Origin of the sequence: Streptomyces sp. NPDC087845, assembly GCF_044742755.1 — a bacterium.
Taxonomy (GTDB): domain Bacteria; phylum Actinomycetota; class Actinomycetes; order Streptomycetales; family Streptomycetaceae; genus Streptomyces.
In genome coordinates this window covers 44270-63022 of sequence record NZ_JBIUVC010000016.1, presented here as the reverse complement: position 1 = coordinate 63022, position 18753 = coordinate 44270, and the positions used below count along the sequence as shown (strand labels likewise).

The 18753-nt window shown below is 67.7% G+C and carries 14 protein-coding genes and 2 pseudogenes; 5 read left to right on the top strand and 11 right to left on the bottom strand.

Annotated features, from left to right (window positions below):
• Positions 1 to 25 precede the first annotated feature (25 nt).
• Positions 26 to 1147 carry a PP2C family protein-serine/threonine phosphatase gene (locus ACIOMQ_RS32145; protein ID WP_362207069.1) on the top strand — a complete coding sequence of 374 codons (1122 nt, stop codon included), beginning with the start codon at positions 26 to 28 and terminating at the stop codon, positions 1145 to 1147.
• 265 nt (positions 1148 to 1412) lie between these two features.
• Here the strand turns inward: ACIOMQ_RS32145 and ACIOMQ_RS32140 are convergent.
• A pseudogene (locus ACIOMQ_RS32140) lies at positions 1413 to 1931 on the bottom strand (hypothetical protein); the annotation flags it as partial.
• A 337-nt stretch (positions 1932 to 2268) separates the two neighbouring features.
• On the opposite strand from ACIOMQ_RS32140, the pseudogene ACIOMQ_RS32135 reads away from it, so the two are divergent.
• A pseudogene (locus tag ACIOMQ_RS32135) lies at positions 2269 to 2346 on the top strand (CoA transferase); the annotation flags it as partial.
• Between the two features lie 306 nt (positions 2347 to 2652).
• On the opposite strand, the gene ACIOMQ_RS32130 reads toward ACIOMQ_RS32135, so the two are convergent.
• The 6 genes from ACIOMQ_RS32130 to ACIOMQ_RS32105 all read right to left on the bottom strand — a co-directional run bounded on the left by ACIOMQ_RS32130 (position 2653) and on the right by ACIOMQ_RS32105 (position 9059).
• Entirely contained in the window at positions 2653 to 3237 is a 585-nt protein-coding gene (locus ACIOMQ_RS32130; protein ID WP_401941498.1) for an RBBP9/YdeN family alpha/beta hydrolase, read from the bottom strand.
• On the bottom strand, positions 3234 to 4484 hold the full coding sequence (locus ACIOMQ_RS32125; protein ID WP_401941495.1) for an MFS transporter: 1251 nt from the start codon (positions 4482 to 4484) through the stop codon (positions 3234 to 3236). Before ACIOMQ_RS32125 ends, ACIOMQ_RS32130 begins: the two co-directional genes overlap by 4 nt.
• Before the next feature lie 111 nt (positions 4485 to 4595).
• Positions 4596 to 5513, bottom strand: a complete 918-nt coding sequence (locus ACIOMQ_RS32120) for a TauD/TfdA dioxygenase family protein (RefSeq protein WP_402191420.1) — start codon at positions 5511 to 5513, stop codon at positions 4596 to 4598.
• Between the two features lie 39 nt (positions 5514 to 5552).
• Positions 5553 to 6524 (bottom strand): quinone oxidoreductase family protein, encoded by a 972-nt coding sequence (locus tag ACIOMQ_RS32115; RefSeq protein ID WP_402191417.1) that lies wholly within the window; start codon positions 6522 to 6524, stop codon positions 5553 to 5555.
• A 71-nt stretch (positions 6525 to 6595) separates the two neighbouring features.
• On the bottom strand, positions 6596 to 7654 hold the full coding sequence (locus ACIOMQ_RS32110) for a 3-keto-5-aminohexanoate cleavage protein (RefSeq protein ID WP_402191415.1): 1059 nt from the start codon (positions 7652 to 7654) through the stop codon (positions 6596 to 6598).
• 382 nt (positions 7655 to 8036) lie between these two features.
• Positions 8037 to 9059, bottom strand: coding sequence for an AraC family transcriptional regulator (locus ACIOMQ_RS32105; protein ID WP_362207059.1), 1023 nt, complete (start codon positions 9057 to 9059; stop codon positions 8037 to 8039).
• Between the two features lie 180 nt (positions 9060 to 9239).
• Between ACIOMQ_RS32105 and ACIOMQ_RS32100 the strand changes: the two genes are divergently transcribed.
• Together ACIOMQ_RS32100 and ACIOMQ_RS32095 are read left to right on the top strand one after the other, a co-directional pair.
• Positions 9240 to 9686, top strand: coding sequence for a TauD/TfdA family dioxygenase (locus tag ACIOMQ_RS32100; protein ID WP_402191493.1), 447 nt, complete (start codon positions 9240 to 9242; stop codon positions 9684 to 9686).
• 81 nt (positions 9687 to 9767) lie between these two features.
• On the top strand, positions 9768 to 11273 hold the full coding sequence (locus tag ACIOMQ_RS32095) for a long-chain fatty acid--CoA ligase (RefSeq protein ID WP_402191413.1): 1506 nt from the start codon (positions 9768 to 9770) through the stop codon (positions 11271 to 11273).
• Between the two features lie 158 nt (positions 11274 to 11431).
• Here ACIOMQ_RS32095 and ACIOMQ_RS32090 read toward each other — a convergent pair whose 3' ends face one another.
• From ACIOMQ_RS32090 to ACIOMQ_RS32080, 3 genes are read right to left on the bottom strand one after another with little or no spacing between them, the layout of a single operon-like run.
• On the bottom strand, positions 11432 to 12766 hold the full coding sequence (locus ACIOMQ_RS32090; RefSeq protein ID WP_402191411.1) for a Dyp-type peroxidase: 1335 nt from the start codon (positions 12764 to 12766) through the stop codon (positions 11432 to 11434).
• A 19-nt stretch (positions 12767 to 12785) separates the two neighbouring features.
• On the bottom strand, positions 12786 to 13799 hold the full coding sequence (locus ACIOMQ_RS32085) for a hypothetical protein (RefSeq protein WP_362207054.1): 1014 nt from the start codon (positions 13797 to 13799) through the stop codon (positions 12786 to 12788).
• A gap of 50 nt (positions 13800 to 13849) precedes the next feature.
• The gene (locus ACIOMQ_RS32080; RefSeq protein ID WP_401270298.1) at positions 13850 to 14380 is read right to left on the bottom strand and encodes a hypothetical protein; all 531 of its coding nucleotides are present in this window, start codon (positions 14378 to 14380) and stop codon (positions 13850 to 13852) included.
• Positions 14381 to 14660: 280 nt separating this feature from the next.
• On the opposite strand from ACIOMQ_RS32080, the gene ACIOMQ_RS32075 reads away from it, so the two are divergent.
• On the top strand, positions 14661 to 15119 hold the full coding sequence (locus tag ACIOMQ_RS32075; protein ID WP_402191409.1) for a DUF4440 domain-containing protein: 459 nt from the start codon (positions 14661 to 14663) through the stop codon (positions 15117 to 15119).
• Here ACIOMQ_RS32075 and ACIOMQ_RS32070 read toward each other — a convergent pair.
• The gene (locus tag ACIOMQ_RS32070) at positions 15104 to 18493 is read right to left on the bottom strand and encodes a S8 family serine peptidase (protein ID WP_401270303.1); all 3390 of its coding nucleotides are present in this window, start codon (positions 18491 to 18493) and stop codon (positions 15104 to 15106) included. The two genes, ACIOMQ_RS32075 and ACIOMQ_RS32070, sit on opposite strands and share 16 nt — an antisense overlap.
• Positions 18494 to 18753: the final 260 nt, after the last annotated feature.

Below are 18753 nucleotides of genomic sequence, written 5' to 3'. Positions count from 1 at the left end.
GTACACCACCTGCCCGGGAGGCCCCGTGACCCGTACTCACCCGAAGAGATTCGCGCATCCTTTCGAGGCCGTCGAACCACCGCGCAATGCCGAAGTCGTGATCGGCGTGGTGTCGGTGACGGCCCTGGTGTTGATCATCGGTGCCCTGTCAGAGTCCCCGGTGTGGCTTCTGGGGCTCCTTGTGTTCCTGCCGGGGACGGCGTCGGCGCTGTGCACCGTACGCCAGACGACGTTTGTGTCTGCATGGACCACGCTTGTGGTGGCCGTCACCGTGGTGGTCCGGCACGGCGACGGACGGTCGTGGCTCGACAGGATCCTGATGATGCTGCTCACCCTCGCCCTGGGCGCGGCCTCTGTCTACGCCTGCCAGCGTCGAATCCACCGCGAGCACGAGACACTGCGGCTTCGCTCCACCGCCGCAGCAATGCAGCGCCACATCCTGCGCCCTCTGCCTCTGCTCACCGACGACGTCCTGGTCGACGGCGTGTACGAGCCCGTGCAGGAGGACCGGCTCGTCGGCGGCGACATCTACGACGTCGTCGTCTCCCCATGGGGGACCCGGGTTCTGATCGGCGACGTCCAGGGCAAGGGCCTGCCCGCGGTCGGCGCCGCGTTCGCCGTCATCGGCGCCTTCCGTGAGGCGGCCCACCGGGAGCCCACCCTGACCGCGCTCGTCGATGCCCTCGATGCCTCTGTCGTACGGCACAACTCCTATGCCGCACAGACCGGCGACGACGAAAGATTCGTCACCGCGCTCATCGTCAACGTCGACGCGCACGACGAGGTACAAGTCATCAACTGCGGGCACATTCCGCCACAGCTGCTGCACGACACCACCGTCACCACACCGGCCATCGGCTCCGGCGTCCCCCTCGGTCTCGCCGAACTCGCCGCTGAACCCGCGACCGTCGACTGGTTCCCCTTCCCGTCCGGTGCGACGCTGCTGCTGACCACCGATGGGCTCACCGAGACCCGCGCCGCCGACGGTACGTTCTACCCCGTCACCGAACGCCTCACCGAGCGCGCGTCGCTCTCCCCCACCGAGCTGCCGCACGCCCTCTACGACGACGCGCGTGCGTTCGCCGGAGGGGGCGGCCAGCACGACGACGTCGCGGTCCTGTCCGTCCGACGGTCACCGCACCGCTGAGTGCAACACGGCGCACGTACACGCAAACGCTCGACCCCTCGGACGGCATGAAGGACACGGAATGCAGCGGCGCATACACGCCGCGCGCCGCCGGCTCGGCCTCGTCCCACGGCCACCCCGGCGGCCGTGGGACGAGAATGCGTGTGGCCGTGGAGTGTGCAGGACTCCGCGACACCTCAGGTGACAGCACCCGTCGGTGCTTGTCGGCGTACCGGAACGTCAACGTGGATTCGTCCGTGCCCTGCCGCGGATGAGTTCAACGGTCTCATTCCCACCACCCGGTCCACAGCGGGTGGTTGACGAGCAGGGCAACGACGGCCTGCGCCGTCGGCCGGCCGCTCCGGGTGCCGATGGGCAGAAGGGCGGCGGCGGGCAGCAGCCAGAGGATGAAGGGCTGCCAGATGCGTTCCGTCTCCGCCTTGCTCATCCCGGACAGGTCGGCCGCCAGGAGCGCCATCAGAGTGAGCAGAATCAGCCGTTGGGGTGCACAGGTGGTGCCGGTACGCAGGGCGCGTACCGGCACCGGGGGCGCCGGCCGCGGCGCGGCGGAGCCCGGCGACCGTGGCGAGGCCCGCAGCGATCGTGGTGCAGGCGAGAATTCGCCCAGACCCAGTAGGAGTACGGGCGGAAGCCGCCGGCCCCCTGGTAGTAGCGCTCGACCAGCAGCCGGTAGCCCTCCCACCAGTCGTAGCCTGCCAGGGGTGAAGAGGACCGGGACGACCAGCGCTCCGGCGAGGAAGAGGGGGACGCGGCGGGCGGTACGGGCGAGGACGAGGACGGCCAGGCCCCAGTGCGGGCCTGGTCGCCTCGTCGGAGGACTGGTGCACGCTCGCCGTCGACGGACCCATGGCCCGCACGGTGCAGGACGTCGCGCTCATACTCAGCATCGTCGCGGGGCACGACCCGCAAGTCCGCTGTCATGGCCCGCGAACGCAGCCACGCCCTGACAGCCCGCCCGAGCTCCGGAGCGGTGGCTCCGACGACCGTACCTGCCAGTCCATCAGATCGGAGAAGTCACGCCCGATTCCGCAGCAGGTTCCCCCTGGCTCGAACACGGGGGCGCCCTCGCAGGCCTCCGGGTGCTCGGCCTGTCCCGCATTCTGTCCGGCCAGTTCTGCACGATGATCCTTGGTGATCCAGGAGCCGACGTGATCAAGGTGGAGAACGTCGAAGGAGGCGACGACACCCGCGCCTGGGGCCCGCCGTTCCAGGGCGAGGACGCCGCGTACTTCCACACCGTCAACCGGCACAAACGCCTGCTGCAGCCGCGCGAGCACGCTGGACGTCCCGAAGTCCGGTGAGCACACGGTCCACACCGCGCCGACAGCAGCACTGGCCAGCAACGCGACCACGGAGGCGGGTGGGGACCGCGGCTCGCAGAGGTCGGCCAGGGCAAGCGCATACGGGACGCATCGACATGTCCGCAACGAGGCGTGCTCGGCGGCACATGGCTCCCTCCTGCCCGGCGCGGGCAGGAGGGAGCCATGAGGCAAGACCGTCACCGGTCAGGCGGACATGTCGGACGAGGCTCGGCGGAGCTCGCGGACGAACTCCTCCGCCCGGGGCCATGCGCCGTAGCCGGAGGCCGGGTTGAGGTGTCCGACCGGGCCGAGGTCCACGAGGCGGCTCCCCCATGCCCTGGCGAGATCAGCGACGCGATCGGCAGCGGCCAGGGGGTCGTTCGTGCTCGCCGCGACGATGCTGGGGAAGGGCAGGGGTGTCCGCGGCGTCGGCGTCCAGCCGTTTTCGCGCAGGACTTCCGGGGTGGGGTAGCCGTCCGGCAGCGGGGTGTCGAAGTCCGGCGGCGCCGCCAGCAGCGCGCCCTTGACGGAACGCCGGAGTCGTTGCGCCCAGTGCACGGTGGTGATCGCCCCGGCACTGTGGGCAACCAGTACGACGGGCCCGGAGATGTCCGACAGCATCTCGTCCAGTGCGGCGACCTGGGCGTCGCGGCTCAGCCTGTCCTTCTCCAGCGGGGGAACGGTTCGGGCGCCGGCGATCTTGTCGGCGAGGACGGTCTGCCAGTGGTCCGGCACATGATCGCGCAGTCCGGGGACGATGACGACCGTCGGCTGTGCGCTGAGACTCATGACCGCAACTCCGGGGTCTTGAGCGCCGGGTCGGGGAGCAGCCCCAGGCGGCGCAGGTCATTTTCGTAGGAGAACTTGCCGATGGTGAAGGCCACGCTGCCAGCGAGCGCGACGAGCGGGATCACCTGCAGAGCGCCGAGCAGGCCCAGATGGTCCGCGAGCATGCCCGTCACCGCGGGCCCGGGGGCCAGCCCGAGCAGGCTGTTGGCCAGCGTGAGGGTGGCGAAAGCCGTCGCCGCAATGGCGGCGGGGGTCAGATTGGCCACCATGGCGGCCGCCGGACCGGCGGTGCCGCCGGCCACCAGGGTCCCGGCCGCGATCAACACAAGCTGCAGCGGGCCGACCGGCAGGTGGAATCCCGCCATCAGCAGCACGAACGACCCGAGAGCACAGACGATCGCAACGATCCACTTCCGGGCCGCGGCCTTCCGGCTGAGGCGGTCCGCGACGATCCCGCAGAGGATCATGCCGATGCCACTGATCAGCGCGAAGACCCCGGCGGCCAGGCCGGCCTTCGCAGGAGGCATGTCGTAGTACCGGTCGAGGAAACTGGGTATCCACGCGAGCAGGGCCATCGCGATGAACATCTGCAGCCCGCTGCCGATGTAGGCGCAGACCACGGAGACCGAGGAGAACAGCCGCGGCAGTTGGGTCCGGATGGGGGCGTGTTCGCCGGACACGGCGCTGTTACGCATGGACGCCGGGCCCAGCCTCTTCTCGGTGACCACGAAGCCGTAGACCGCGGCCAGGACCAGCCCGAGGATTCCCATCGCGCCGAACGCCCAGCGCCAGCCATACTCCTGGGCGATCACACCGCCGATCGACACGCCCAGCACGGATCCGAACGACCCCCCAGCCATGAAAGCTCCGGAGAGCGTGGCCCGCAAGCCGATGGGGAACACGCTGAGGACCACCGCGATGCCGACGCTCCCGTAGGCCGCCTCTCCGACGCCCACCATGAACCGGCCCAGAAACATCTGGCCGTAGCTCGCGGAAATGGCGCAGCCCAGGGTCGCCAGGCTCCACGCCGTCGCGGCGATGACCAAAATCTCGACCCGGCCCCAGCGGTCCGCCAGAAGCGACAGGGGGAAGGTGAGCACTCCGACCATCAAAGCCACGATGCCGCTGAGAGAGCCCAACTCGGCGTCGGAGAGCAGCCATTCCTCTTTCAGCAGGGGAAAAACCGCGTTGAGGACCTGTCGCGACATGTAGTCGGACAGCAGAAGCCCAAAACCGAGGGCGAACACCAGCCAGGCATAGCTACGGGATACAGCCGGTGCGGCGGGAGACGTCCCTGGCACCGTTGTGCCGGTAGTGTGCAGTCCCATTGGCATCACCTTTTCGTCTCTGGTCGGGGCTCAGAAAGGTTTGTCGCCGACAACCCCCGCGCGCTCCATCTTGCGGACGGCGGGCCAGTAGTCCTGGACGGCGTAATGCTGGGTGGAGCGGTTGTCCCAGATGGCGACGCTGTTCTTCTGCCAGCGCCAGCGCACCTGGTACTCGGGGACGGCCGCCTGGCTGATCAGGTAGTTCAGGAGACTGCCCGCTCCGGGCGCGTAGTCCTGGCCGAAGCGCACGTTCTCAGGCGTGTGGTAATTGACGAAGTGCGTGGTGAAGGCGTTGACGAAGAGAATCTGCTCGCCGGTCTCCGGGTGGGCACGCACCACCGGGTGCTCCGGGTCCGGGAAGCGGGCCTTCAGCTCGTGACGTTGCTCCGTCGGCATCACGGCACCGAAGGTCGCCTCGATGCTGTGCCGTGCGCGCAGGCCCGCGATCTGCGTCTTGATGTGCTCCGGCAGCCTGCGATAGGCCTCAGCCATATTGACCCAGATCGTGTCACCACCCACCTCTGGTGTTTCCACGCAGCGCAGCACGGCGCCCATGGGCGGGCACGCGCGCCAGGTCGCGTCGCAGTGCAGCGCGTTCTCGTAGTGCTCGGGTTTGCTGTCCAGATCCTTGTAGATGCGGACCAGCCCTGGGTGGTCGGGGTCGCTGCCGACCGCCGGATGGTCCTCCAGCGGGCCGAAGCGCCCGGCGAAGGCGATGTGTTCGGCGCGCGTGATGTCCTGGTCACGCAGGAAAAGGACCTTGTACTGCAGCAGCAGCGCCTGGATCTCGGCGAACAGATCGCCGTCGCGCGCGGCGTCGCCGAGGTTCACACCGGACAGCTCGGCGCCGATGGTACAGGTCAGCGGCTCAACCTTGATCGAGGTACGGAGGACGCCCGGACGCACCAGGGCGGGCGTGTCTTCCATCGGTAGGACGGTCTGGGGCATGTGCTCACTCCTTGGGGTCACGTGCGCGGCACGGCGAGCTCAGAGGACGAAGACGGAAGATCCCGTGGTCCGTCCCGCTTCCAGGTCACGATGGGCCTGTACCGCGTCCTGAAGGGCGTAGCGCTGGTTGGTCTCGATCTTGATGCGACCGGCCGCGACGTGCCCGAACAGCTCCCCGGCCAGGGCGTCCCGCTCCGCCGGCTCGGCGATGTAGTCGGCCAGCGCGGGTCGGGTCACGAACAGCGAGCCCTGGATGGCCAGTTGCATGGCGTCGAGCGGCGGGACGCCGGAGGACGTACCGAAACACACCAGCAGGCCACGGCGTTGGAGCGAGGCCATGGATCCGGCGACGGTGTCCTTGCCGATACTGTCGAAGACGACCGGGACGCCCTTGCCGTCGGTCAGTTCACGCACCCGCTCGGCCACGTTCTCGCGCCGGTAGTAGATGATGTGCTCGCAGCCGTGGGCGCGGGCGACCTCGGCCTTCTCCTCGCTGGAGACCGTGCCGATCACCGTGATGCCGAGCAGCTTCGCCCACTGGGAGATGATCAGACCGACGCCGCCGGCCGCCGCATGGAGCAGCACGGTATCGCCGGAATTCAGTGGGTGGATCCGGCGCAGCAGGTACGCCGAGGTGAGTCCGCGCATGGTCATCGCCGCGGCGGTCTCGCAGTCGATCTCGTCCGGCAGCCTGATGAGTGAATCCGCGGGCATGACCCGCTCCGTGCTGTAGGCACCCAGCGGACTGCCGGTGTAGGTCACACGGTCGCCCGCGGCGACATGCGACACACCCTCGCCCACGGCCTCGACCACACCCGAGGCCTCCACGCCGAGCCCCGCAGGCAGCGGAGCCGGGTACAGGCCCGTGCGGAAATAGGTGTCGGCGAAGTTGAGTCCGACGGCGACATGCCGGATCCGTACCTCGCCCGGACCCGGGTCGCCGACGACGACCTGTTCCCATCGCATGACCTCAGGGCCACCGGTTTCGTGGAATCGAATGGTGTGTGCCAAGGCGTGCTCCATTTGCTCGTGTGTGGGGCGGCGGCGGGGCAGGCACCCGGGCCGCCGCCAGTGGGGTCGAGTCAGCTCTTTAGGTCGCGCAGCATGGAACCGCGTTGGCCGGGGCGGCGGTTGGGCGCCATGCCGAGCTGGGCCAGGGTCTCGTCGGCGTCCGAGTACCAATCGCCGATCTTGTAGATCTTCTTCGCCTCCTGCCCGGTGGCGATCTCACGCCCGAGCGCATGGGCGATCTTGACCATCTGCTCGACCTGCTCCACGGAGGACATCCGCTCGCCCTTGTGCCGCCACAGGTTGTCCTCGTTGCCCACCCGCACGTGTGTGCCGAGGGCGATGCCGATCGTGTTCATCGGCGCCACCGCACGCATGGACGCCTCGATGGTGAGCACGGAGCCGTCCGGGACACGGCGGATGAACTCGATCAGGTCGGCCGGGTGCCGGCCGGCGAACCCGCCACCGATCGCAACGTAGTTGAGCACCAGCGGCCCGCTGTAGATGCCCTTGCGGATCAGCCGCTCCACGGTCTCCAGCTGCGCCATGTCGGCGAGTTGGAAGTGCGGCTGGATGCCGTTGGCACGGAGCCGCTTGAGGTGCTCGAGGTAGAAGTCCGGCCCGGCCTCGACCACCATGTCCCGATAGGCCTTGTAGTACCCCGGCTTGGCGATCGAGGTACCCTCGATGTCCTCGTCGTCGAAGAGCTCGACGATGTTCATCTGGTTGGTATTGATCGCGATCGTCACCTGGTCGGGCCTGGGAGTGATCTCGGCCAGCATGTGGCGGGTGTCGTAGCTGAGCCACTTGGCGTCGCCGCCCTCGTCCTCGGGGGCGAAGGAGATCGACCCGCCGATCTGCAGGACCATGTCCGGCACGGCCTCGCGCAGGCGGGCCATCAGCTCGTTGAACATGGAGATGCGCTTGGATCCGTGGCCGTCCAGCTCGCGCACGTGGATGTGCGGCACCGTGGCACCGGCGTTGTAGCAGTCGACGGCCGCCTGCACGTGCTCGTCCATGGTGAGCGGTAGGTCGTCGGCGTCACCGGGCAGCCACTCCGGCCCGTAGGGCGCGGCCTGGATGACCAGCCTCTCCTGGTTCTCCGGATACAGGGAGTCGTCGAAGAAGTGCATGGTCCATCTCCTTTATCGGATGGGTCTTCACTCGCCGCACGCATCACTGCTGTCGATGCGCGGCCCGGAGGGCTTGCGAGGAGCGGACGCTGGATTGCAGACGGGCCCCCGGGCTCGCCTGGGGTCGGATACGATCAGCGGGCCCGGAAGGGATCATTCGGCTGCGGGCAGGGTTTCTGCCCGTTCCGAGGGGTCGGCATTTTCCCTTGCGGTGAGGCAACGTTAAGGGCGGGTTAACGTGCGCGCTTGACCGAAGGTGACAGAAGACTTGCCGCTTGGGGACATGCCTTGCCCTCGCGGCCGTCGTCCCCGGACCCGGGCAGGGCCATGCCGAGACAGGGCATGAACGGTCGGCCCCACCCCTGTGCGGAAACTCTGGTGGTCACTCCTCGCCGGAAGGCTGCTGCCTGGTCCTGCGGACCCGCCACTCCCTCGGACTGCAGCCGAACCGCTCGCGGAACCAGCGCGAGAAGGCACTCGGTGCCGAGAATCCCAGGAGCCCGGAAATTTCCGTGAACGAGCGGCGCGGGTTCGCCACGAGCTGCTCCGCGAGCTGGGTCCGTGTGGCGTTGAGAACGGCGGAGAACGTCTCGCCCGAGGCCGCAAGGTGCCGGTGGATCGTCCTCCGGTCGATGCCGAGGCTGTCTGCGACCTGCTCGATCGAACAGCGCCCGGTGGGCAGCAGGACTTCGATCAGCTCACGCACGCGGTCCAGCACGGTGGTGTCCTTCGAGACCGCGATGGACTCGAAATACTGCCGGGCGTAGGTCCGCAGCAGCGGGTCCGACATGGGGTTGGGAGCCCTGAGCTCGCTGGCGTAGAAGACGATCCCGTTGAACTCCCTGTCGAATTCCACTACCGGGCCGAAGAGGCGCCGGTGGGTACCGGGATCCGTCGGCGCATCGTGCGTGAAGCACACGGACAACGGCTGCCACCGGGCACCGAGAAAGCTGCGGAGGACTCCGTGGAAGGCGCCCACGGCCAGCTCCGTGGCCTGGCGGGCGGCCACGGCCTCACCCAGCTCGAGGCTCACCTTGAGGGTGGCCAGGCCGTTCGCCCCGGAGAGCCGGCTGCGCAGCATCTCGTTGTACATGTGCTCATGGCGGACGAGAAGTTCGAGGGCGCTGCGGACATCGGGCTCGTCGCGCAGGACCAGACTGATGGGGCCGAGATTGGAGAAGCTCCGTCGCTCGGCGAGGAGCAGGCCAAAGTCCCCGCGTCGTGAGGCCGCCGCCGAGAGTTCGAGCAGCCGGGCGACCGCCACGCCGGGGATCCATCTGTCCTGGACCGCGAGGCCGACAGGGTCCAGGCCCACACGCTTCATCAGGGCCCTCGCACCGATGCCGAGCGACTGGCTGACCTCGACATAGTTGTTCAGCGCTGCATTGCGGACAAGAGGCTTCATAGGCGCACTCCAGGGGCGTTGTCCCCAAGTGATAAGTGAGATGTCACGTCACGTCAAGCCATGGGCCATGCCGTGACCTAGCGTTGCACCGCTGCGGTGGCTCCGCCCGGATACGGCGTCCCGGCCGATCGGAAATCCAGCGGAGTACACCATCGCAAACAGTCCAAGTGTTGACCAGCCCTGAAAAACCGACACGGAATTTCCTGCAGATCACAAGCCCCCGGCGAGCGGCCGCACGCCGCGGTCCCGCTCGTGTCCTGGAGCGGGGGGAAGCTCAGCATGCGCTACAACCGCTGCTACCTCGAATCCGCACAGCGCTTTCCCGACATTCCCCGCTTGGAGCCGACGGGCGTGGAACTGTTCGACCTCGTCGACGCACTGACAGGGTCACCGGAGCTCCGGCTCGAGGTCGACTTCGACGTCGGCGACCTGCTGTTCCTCAACAACCATGCGGTTCTTCATTCCCGCACGGAATATGAGGACTTCACCGAGCCCGAACTGAAGCGCCACGTCCTGCGGCTGTGGCTGGCCGTGCGGCAGGGACGCGACCTACCGCCCGATTTCTGGGGAAATCCGCACAGCACCGGCGGCGGTCCCGGTCGCGGCGGGGTTGCCCCCACGACGTGATCGCGACACAGAACTCCGTGGGCGTCGGCGGCTGCCGTACCAACGGTGACCGCCGCCAACCCAGAACGAAGAGGAAACCGAATGAACAACCTCGCCACGCTCCTGACCGAATCCGCCCGGGCCGACGGCGACCGCGTCGCCGTTCGCCAGGATGAGAGCGCCCTCACCTATGCCCAACTGAACGACGTGAGCGCCCGGTTCGCCACACTGTTGCAGACCAAGGGCGTCCGGCCGGGCGACCGCGTCGCGTTGGTCATGCCCAACGTCACCTGGTTCCCGGTCGCGTACTACGGCATCCTCCGCTGCGGTGGCGTGGTGGTACCGATGAATCCGCTGTTGAAGGCCCGTGAAATAGCCTTCGCTCTCCGGGATTCCGGATCGCGGATCGTGGCGACACTCCCGCAGTGCGCGGACCAGGTCGCAACGGCCGCGGCGGGCATCGGGGCCGACTGCCTGGTCACCGACTCGACGGCGTGCGACACCCAAGTGCGGGCCACCGAACCGATGGCCCAGGTCGCCGACCGGGAGGAGGACGACACCGCCGTGATCCTCTACACATCGGGCACGACAGACACCCCGAAGGGCTCCGAGCTGACCCACCGCAACCTGATGACCAACGCCGCCACCGCGACCGAGACGCTGCTCCACGTCGGGCCGGGCGACGTACTGTTCGGGGGCCTGCCGCTGTTCCACGCCTTCGGTCAGACCTGCGCTCTCAACACAGCCGTCGCCGCGGGCGCCACGTTGACCTTGCTACCGCGGTTCGAGCCGGCCAAGGCGCTGGAGATCATGCATCACGACGGGGCCACCGTCTTCCTGGGCGTCCCCACGATGTACACAGCCCTGCTCCACACCGAGATCCCCGACGGCTACGACCTCTCGCGACTGCGCCTGGCCGTTTCCGGCGGTGCTTCCTTGCCTGTCGAGGTACTGCACGACTTCGAACGAGCATTCGACGTCACGGTGCTGGAGGGCTACGGGCTGTCGGAGACTTCGCCCGTCGCGTCGTTCAACCCTCCGGACAGGCCACGCAAGGCCGGCTCGATCGGCCTCCCGATCCGCGGGGTCGAGCTCAAGGTCGTGGCGGACGACGGCACCTCGGTGGGCCCGGGCCAGGTGGGTGAGATCGCGATCCGCGGCGACAACGTGATGAAGGGCTACTGGAATCGTCCGGACGCGACCGCGGATGCCATCTGGGACGGTTGGTTCCACAGCGGCGACCTGGCCCGTGTCGACGAGGACGGCTACTACTTCATCGTCGACCGGAAGAAGGACCTCATCATCCGCGGCGGATACAACGTCTGCCCACGTGAGATCGAGGAGGTGCTCTACGAACACCCGGCCGTCGCCGAGGCCGCGGTAGTCGGCGTCCCGCACGAGATCTACGGAGAGGAGATAGCCGCCGTCGTGACCCTCCGGGACGGTGCACAGATCACCTCCGATGAAATACGCGACCATGTCAAACAGCGGGTGGCGGCCTACAAGTATCCGCGGATCGTCACATTCACCGACGCGCTCCCCAAGGGAGCAACGGGCAAGATCGTCAAGCGGGAGATCGTCGTCGAGCAGAAGGCGTCCACGGACTGAACCGATCTGGTTCGACGGCGGCAACCGCAGGAAGAAGCCGCGCGCGATGCGCAGTGAGCGTGCCCGCAGATACGGATGGTGTCACCAGTGCAGGGCGGCACGCGCCCCCGGGCGGCGGAGCACCTCGGGGTGGTGCCACGGCGTGCGTGGCCGCCCTGTCAGTTCTGGAGTTCCCCGAGCCAGCGCAGAGCACTCCGGCTCGGCAGGAAGCAGTACTCACCGCCGCGAGTGACGACGAAGCGCGATAGCGGGGTGAGGCGACGTCGAAGCGGCCGCCGGGGAATGGTGAAGCCGGTGACTCCGTCATGGGATCCGGTGATGGGGTCTTTGGTGTTGCCCGCGCCGAAGAAGACGCCGTCGTTCATCCATTCCGACTGGACGAACTCGAACTGCCGCCCGAGGTGGGCTCCGATGAACGCGAACATCAGGCCGCGGTCGGCCCCGTCGTCCTCCAGGACCCCCTCGGGCAGCGGCGGACCGTAGGCGGCGCCGCGTCTGATCATGCGGTGCAGTCGCACTTCTCCCGCCACCGAGGCGTCGCGGGGGTTGGCCCGGCGGATGTGGCAGCCGCCGGGCGTAATGAATCCCGCCGGATCGTCTCGCTCGTACAGGAAGGCGTTTCGGCGGTGCCGGTCGGCACCGAGAGCGGGGTCGTCGTGTTGCGGACTGAGCGCGAGGGGGGCTCCGCTGCGCCAGCGTCCCATGATCTTGGCCGCGAGCAGTTCCTCGTCTTCAGGAGAAGTGGCGTTGTCCCGCAGACAGCGCCGGAACGCGGCGACGTCCTGGTGGAGCTTACGGAAGACCGCGTAGCTGCCGTTGCGCCCCAGCACCTCCGGCTGCGGGGTCTGGAGACCGCTGATCTCGTCCCGGTAGCCGAGCACGAACTCCCCCGCCTTCAGCGGCGACTCGAGCCGGTTCGACCCGGCGATGCCGCTTCCTTCGACGGCTGGATGGCTGACGCCGTCGCGATAGCCGAAATGCTCGGTCTCGGTGGGCAGCGCGTAACAGTCCTGCCGCCAGATCGCGGTCACACCGGAAAGGTGGTCGTACGCGGGGCGAGCCCGATCGAGGGCCGCCTCCAACCGTTGGGGGTCGGGCGCGACCGCCGTGAGCACCACATGGACATCCGGCGTGCCCAGCGGCGCTTCCCAGTTCTCGGGGCTGCTCTCGCCGACATCGCCCAGCGTTTTGGCCCGGGCGGACATCCCCTGCCGGAACTCCCAGGCGAACGTGTCCAGTGATGCGCGCGGCACACCCAGGGCCTCCAGACCGTGGCAGGAGACCGCGACACTGACCCAGGTATCCCCCCGGGGGCTGACCGAGTCGGCGGCGGAGGTCACCACCGCGCTCGCGCGCCGCATCAGCTCCCGCCCGTCCGCCCGGTCATCGACGCGGAACACAAGGTAGGTCGCCGCGTAGGGAGTTGGCCGAGGGCTGAGGACCCCTCGCTGAATATCGTCGAGTTCCAACGCGACTTGCGTAGGCCCGCTCACGGTTCGCCTCCCTGCGACGCTACTTCGAAACGAGGTTCCGCCAGAATCTCTGCAGACTTTCGTCGCCGCCGAACAGCGAACTGAAGATCGTGGAGTCCGCCAGCAGCACATCGCCGGCCCGCTCACCGCTCGGAGGCATCCACAGGAACATATTGAACTCGGTGTTGCCGGCCTCGGTGAACGGATGCGGCCTGGAGGTGTCGATCGGCTGCCTGGCCAGCACATGGATGACATCCGGCTCGTCGGTCGTCACGGCGTAATGCGGAAGGTGCATATGGAAGTTGAAGTTCGTCACCCCTTCCAGCCACCCTTTCGCGTCCAGGTCCCTCACCGTGGAGAGCGGGGCGATCTTGTTCTCCTCCCGCACCGCGGGACGCAGTCCGTAACGGTTCTCGACCGGCACCGCGAGGCCGTGCATCAAGTCCCGGACGTAGGTGGCGAATCGCTGCTGGCGGGGGACCAAGAGGTCGCCATGGTGGTGGTACTCAACGTCCCGCACGGCCAGATCGTCCGATGCCCCGACGTCATGGTGAGGCCCCAGGACCAGACGGGCGTCCTCCCGGCCGAGGAAGCCCCGCAGTGCCTCAATCTCCTCGGGCTGGGCCTCCTGCCCGGTGACCATGTGGTCCAGCCCGAACACGAAGAGAGTGTCGGTGTCGGCCAGTACGCGCTCGTCGAGCGGGGTCCGGAATCCGGCCTGGTCGATGCGCTGATACACCGGAACGGGGTGCCCGGTGACCTCCTCGACGAACTGCTGAAACGGCACCCAGGCCCAGAAGAACAATTCCAGTGAGCCGGCGATGCCCTGCTGAAAACGCAACGGGTCGGACCACTTCGGATCCTCGTAGGCAGGCCACGCCACCCGCCTGACCTCCGTCATCGTGGAGAACCGGTTGTCCAGCTCAGCCGGATTTCTGCCCGCCTCGGCCGGATAGCTCCATGAGACGTAGATGCTCACCCGTCTCCGACCAGGCGTGTACTCGCGCGGGACGTGGTTCTGGTTGTAGGTGCGCGCGGTCCTGACCTCGCTCATCTCGTCTCCGATTCCGCAATGGGACAAGCACACGACAGCCTAGCCCGCCCTCATTGCAGCTGGTCGAGCATCTCCGACAGGGCACCCTTGATCCGCAGGGCCTTCTTGATCTCGTCAGCGGACACGTACGGGTACTCCCCGTACTCGATGAAGCTCGGACAGTGGTGTTCGCGCACAAACCTGACGAACGCCTCAGGGTTGGTCCGCCAGTCCTCGGGGAATCCCTCGAGGTTCTCGAAGGCCGTGTTCACCCCTGCCTTACCGAAAAGCGCGACGGCGTCCTCGGTGTACTTGTCGAAGTCGGTATCGAAGATCCCCTGATACATGAAGCGCGTGTCGTCGTCGAAAAGCACCCAGCGCAGATAGTGCAACTTCAGTGGCGCGAGGAGATAGGGGTCTTCCTCCAAAGCCTCGGCCAGAGTGTTGCCGTAGGCACGTATCGCGTCGGCCCTGCCCGGCTTGACCTTCGCAATGATCGTGAACCCGTAACACGCCGGTGTCTTCGGAAACACGGGACCGTATTTCCCCTGCTCGAGCTGGTCGATCTCGGGTATGACGGCCGCCTGCGGCTTGATCTCCATGTCCGCTCCTCCCGCCACCTGTCGGCCGGGAACAATCCCCATGATTGTCCCACGCAGCAGGCCCATCCGCCTCGTGAGCAGCACTGTCATGGTCCCGGTCGCGCGTGCGGGCAGCACCGTCGGCAGCCTGGCCGGATCCCGGCAGGACATTGTTCTTCGCGGCATCGCTCACCGCATGCATGGTCCTGCCCGGGGCAGGACCAAGTACGTCGCCCATTGCCGACAGGCCGGCAATGGGCGACGATCGGTCGCGAGGTGCTTCACTTGTGGGAGGGGATCCGTGTCCGACGTCAAGGCCGAGCTCGACCAGCTGATGCACTCCTTCCTCGGTGCGTTCACCAACACCGGCGGAAGTCGGCCGAACGTGGACGTTGTCCGTGAGGTGTTCATTCCGCAAGGAGTGGTTATCAAGACCGTCGGGGGCGAGCCGGTGATCTACAACCTCGACGCGTGCGTCGAACCCCGGGAGAAGGTCCTCGCCGATGGGACGCTGACGGATTTCTCCGAATGGGAAGTTGCCGAGCGGACCGAGATTTTCGGGTCGATCGTGCACCGATTCAGCGATTACCGCAAGTCCGGTTTCCTCGATGGCGAGTGGTTCGAGGGATCCGGCCGCAAGACCACCCAGTGGTTGCAGTACACCCTGGTGATGAGGCGTGGTGCGGCAGGCGGGTGGCCGGGCAGGCCCCCTGTTGCGGGAGACTGCCCGGCCGCGCTGTTCAACTACCGGACGTCGTAGGCGCGGGTGATGGTCTGGGTGACCGCGTTGCCGTTGGAGTCGGTGAGGGTGGCCTTCAGCATGACCTGCTTGCCGGCGGCGCCGGTGTGGTCGAGGACGGCCGTCCACTTGCCGTGCTGCTGCTCGGTCGGCGCCTGGGTCCAGGTGGTGCCGCCGTCGTAGGAGTAGGACATGGAGGCCGCTGTGATCGTGCCCGGGGTGTACCCGGCGTGGCCCTCGGCCGACAGGCCGACCTTGATGCCGCTCTGCGCGGGCAGCGTGTTCGTACCGTCCACCGGCAGGTCGTACGCCGGGAAGAGGATCGGCAGGCCGCGGGAGTAGACGTCCGGCTCCAGGTGGGAGCGGAAGCTCCAGGTGGTGGTGACATCGGTGGAGCGCAGCCAGTTCCGGTCCGAGGTGTCGATCTTGGACAGGTTCTGGGTGAGTTCGTACGCGGAGTCCTCGGCCGGCACCTTGAACACGTCGTACGGATAGGCGCTTCTGGCGATCTGCTCACCGTTGCGCTTCAGCACCAGGTTGCCGAGGTCACCGAACGACCCGCCGTAGGACCAGTGGTCGCCGGAGGCGTCGAGCCAGAGCGCGCTCTGGAAGCCGATCAGATCGCCCTGCCGCTCGGCGGCCAGCGCCAGCTTGCCGGCGCTGTCACGCGGCGCGGCCGGCCGCAGGAGACCGTGGTACCACTCCTCGGTACGCCGGTCTCCGGCCCGGTAGATGCGGTCCTGGTCGCTCATGAACGCGGCAAACGGGAAGCTGGTCATCGCGCCGTGCATCCAGGCGTCGTCGCCGGTCGTGTAATAGGCAGTACGGGTGCCCGGCACATGGACCGGGTCGAACAGGCTCACCGTGACAGTGGTGTTCTTGTTCCGGGAGGGACGGATGAACAGTCCGTCAGTGTAATCAGCCTCCTTGCCGAGGGCATTCCACTTCTCGGTGACCTGGGCCAGCTTGGAGTCTCTCGGCTGGTAGACCCGGTCGGACTGCAGCGGGCCCTGAGTCGGGAACGAAAGGTTGTAGACATAGGACGAGCCGCTCTGGGAACCGGTCGCGCGCCAGGTGGGCCGGAACTCGAAGGAACCCTTCTGAGCGCGCCCGTCGACGGAGGCGTAGAACTTCTGCACGGCGCTGCCGGCCATGAGCGATCCGCTCAGCTGCCACGTGTCGTCCCACGTGCGGGCGTAACTGAAGGTGGTGTGGGTCACCGTCGAGGGGCGGTCGGTGTGCGCGCTCAGCCGGTGGGCCTTGCGAGCGTCGAGGACGACGGTGGTGTCACGGGTGATCCGCAGCTGCGGGCGCCCGAGGTAGCCGATGGATTCGGCCGCGTTGTTCGCATCGTAGGTGGCCACGAAGCCGGCGAGAGCGTAGTCACCCGGCCGCACGCTGTACATCTGCTCGGTCGCGCCCTGGTTGCTGCGGCGCTCGCCCTTGTCGGTGTCGAGGCTGACCAGGTCCAGGGAGGAGGCGCCGGTCGCGGGCTTACCGTTGCGGTCGATGGTTTTGACCCGAAGGGTGACCGTTTCCGGCTGGACGTAGAGCGTGACCGGCACGGAGACGTGCGCCTTGCTGCCGGTGGCCGTGATCCGGCCGGTGACGGCACCGTACTGGGCGGCCTTGAGACGGGCGGTGGGGTCGATCCGCACCGGCACCTGGACGGTGGCCCCCGCGGGAACGGTCACCTTGCCCTGCTCCAGCTTGATGACGCCGGAGTTGACGTCGCTGCCGTCGTTGCCGTGCACACCGCTGACCCTGAGACTCAGGGCGAGGTCGCCGGCGCTGGTGTTGGTGAAGGGCACCTGCACGATGGTGCGGTCCGAGGTGTCCTGCGGCCAGTTGTAACTGCCGCCCTGGACGGCGGGCGCGGAGAGCACCTTCTGGTGCACCGCCGCGATCACGTCGAGGACGCCGGACCCGGTCTGGTCGGCACCGGCAACCTTGCCGTCGGTCCGGGCGGAGGAGACCAGGGCGGCCTTGATCTGCTGCGCGGTCCAGTCCGGGTGGGCCTGGCGAACGATGGCCGCTGCGCCCGCGACGTGCGGGGTCGCCATGGAGGTGCCCGACATCGTCTGGTAGGCGTAGACGCCGCGTCCGCCCGCGTTGGCCGCCGAGATGTCGACGCCGGGGGCGGCGATCTCGGGCTTGAGGGTGTGGGTGACGGCCACCGGACCGCGGCTGGAGAACCACGCGGTGGTGTCGTCACGGTCGACAGCGCCGACGGTCAGCACGCCGGGCGCGCAGCCGGGCGAGGAGACGGTCTCGATGCCCGAGCCGGCGTTGCCGGCGGCGACGACGAACAAGGTGTGCGTGTTCTGCGAGAGTTGCTTCGCGGCCTGGGCCAGCGGGTCGGTGCAGTCGCCGATCGCGGGGTTGCCCAGGCTCATGGAGACGACATCGGCCTGCTGGTCGACGGCCCACTGCATACCCGCGATGATCCAGGAGCTTTCGCCGGAGCCGCTGTCGTTGAGGACCTTGCCGATGAGCAGATCGGTCCCGGGGGCGACGCCCTTCTTGCGACCGTCACTGGCCGCTCCGGAACCGCCGACCGTGGAGGCGGTGTGGGTGCCGTGCCCCTGCCGGTCGGCGGTGCTGTTGGAGTCCGTGAAGTTCTTGGACGCGGCAACCCGGCTCACCAGGTCCGGGTGCTCGGCGTCCACGCCCGTGTCCAGCACGGCGACCTTGGTGCCCTTGCCGTCGTAACCCTCGGCCCAGGCCTCCGGCGCGTGCACCTGCTTGGTGGAACGATCCAGCGTGGCCTTGACCTTGCTGTCCAGCCACAACTTCTTCAACGAGGAGGCAGAACGTGAACGGGTGTTGGTGACGTCCTGCCAGAAGGTGGCGGCAGTGTCCTTGCCGGCCTTGAGCGCGACACCGTCCACAGCCGGGAGGCTCAGGCCCCGCTCGGCCCCACGAGGGGCCGCCGGCGCGCTCTCGGCAACGTTCACACTGTTCCGGTAGGTGGCGATGAGCGGCAGCGTGTCGGTGTGTGTGTCGTCGTATCCCTGGCGGATGAGCCCAGTGACGTTGAACAGCTGCTCGTCGACCTTGCCCTCGGCGATCGCCCGGGAGGCGTCCTCCGGGTAGACATAGAGGTCCTTGCCCATCTGAAAGGTCTGCACAATCGGCTGTGTGCCGTCCTCGCGGGGCAACACGGCCGCCGAGCTGCGGCCCGACGTGTCCGTGGTCACCAGCACCTTGTCGCCGGTGATGAGCGTGACCGCGACCTGCTTGCCGCCCGTTGCTGCGGCCCCGCTGCCGATAACAGGTCTCTTCCCCGAGGCACCGTCAGACGGCGTATCCGCCGCCCCGGAAGGCGAGACCGAAGTGACGGCCAGGACGGCGGCGGTCGCCGCGCCCAAAGCTATACGCGCTATGGGATGCATGAGTCTCCCTACTTGAACCGTGAACATGCCATGCTGCGGCTGCATCCTGGCAGACATACGCATCACTTAGGGTTGCCGTGCGTGACGGGTTTCCCACGTGGCGGAATTCCGTCACGCGGTCAAGTCAATTGGTTCGTCAGCTCGGTGAATCTTCGGGTCCGGCAGGTGGGGGTATACTTCGCCGGGCCGATGCTCGCCCGGATGTTCTCGCCGAAGGGGGCACGCGGCACATTCCCCCATTCCTCGACCAGCAGCAGGCT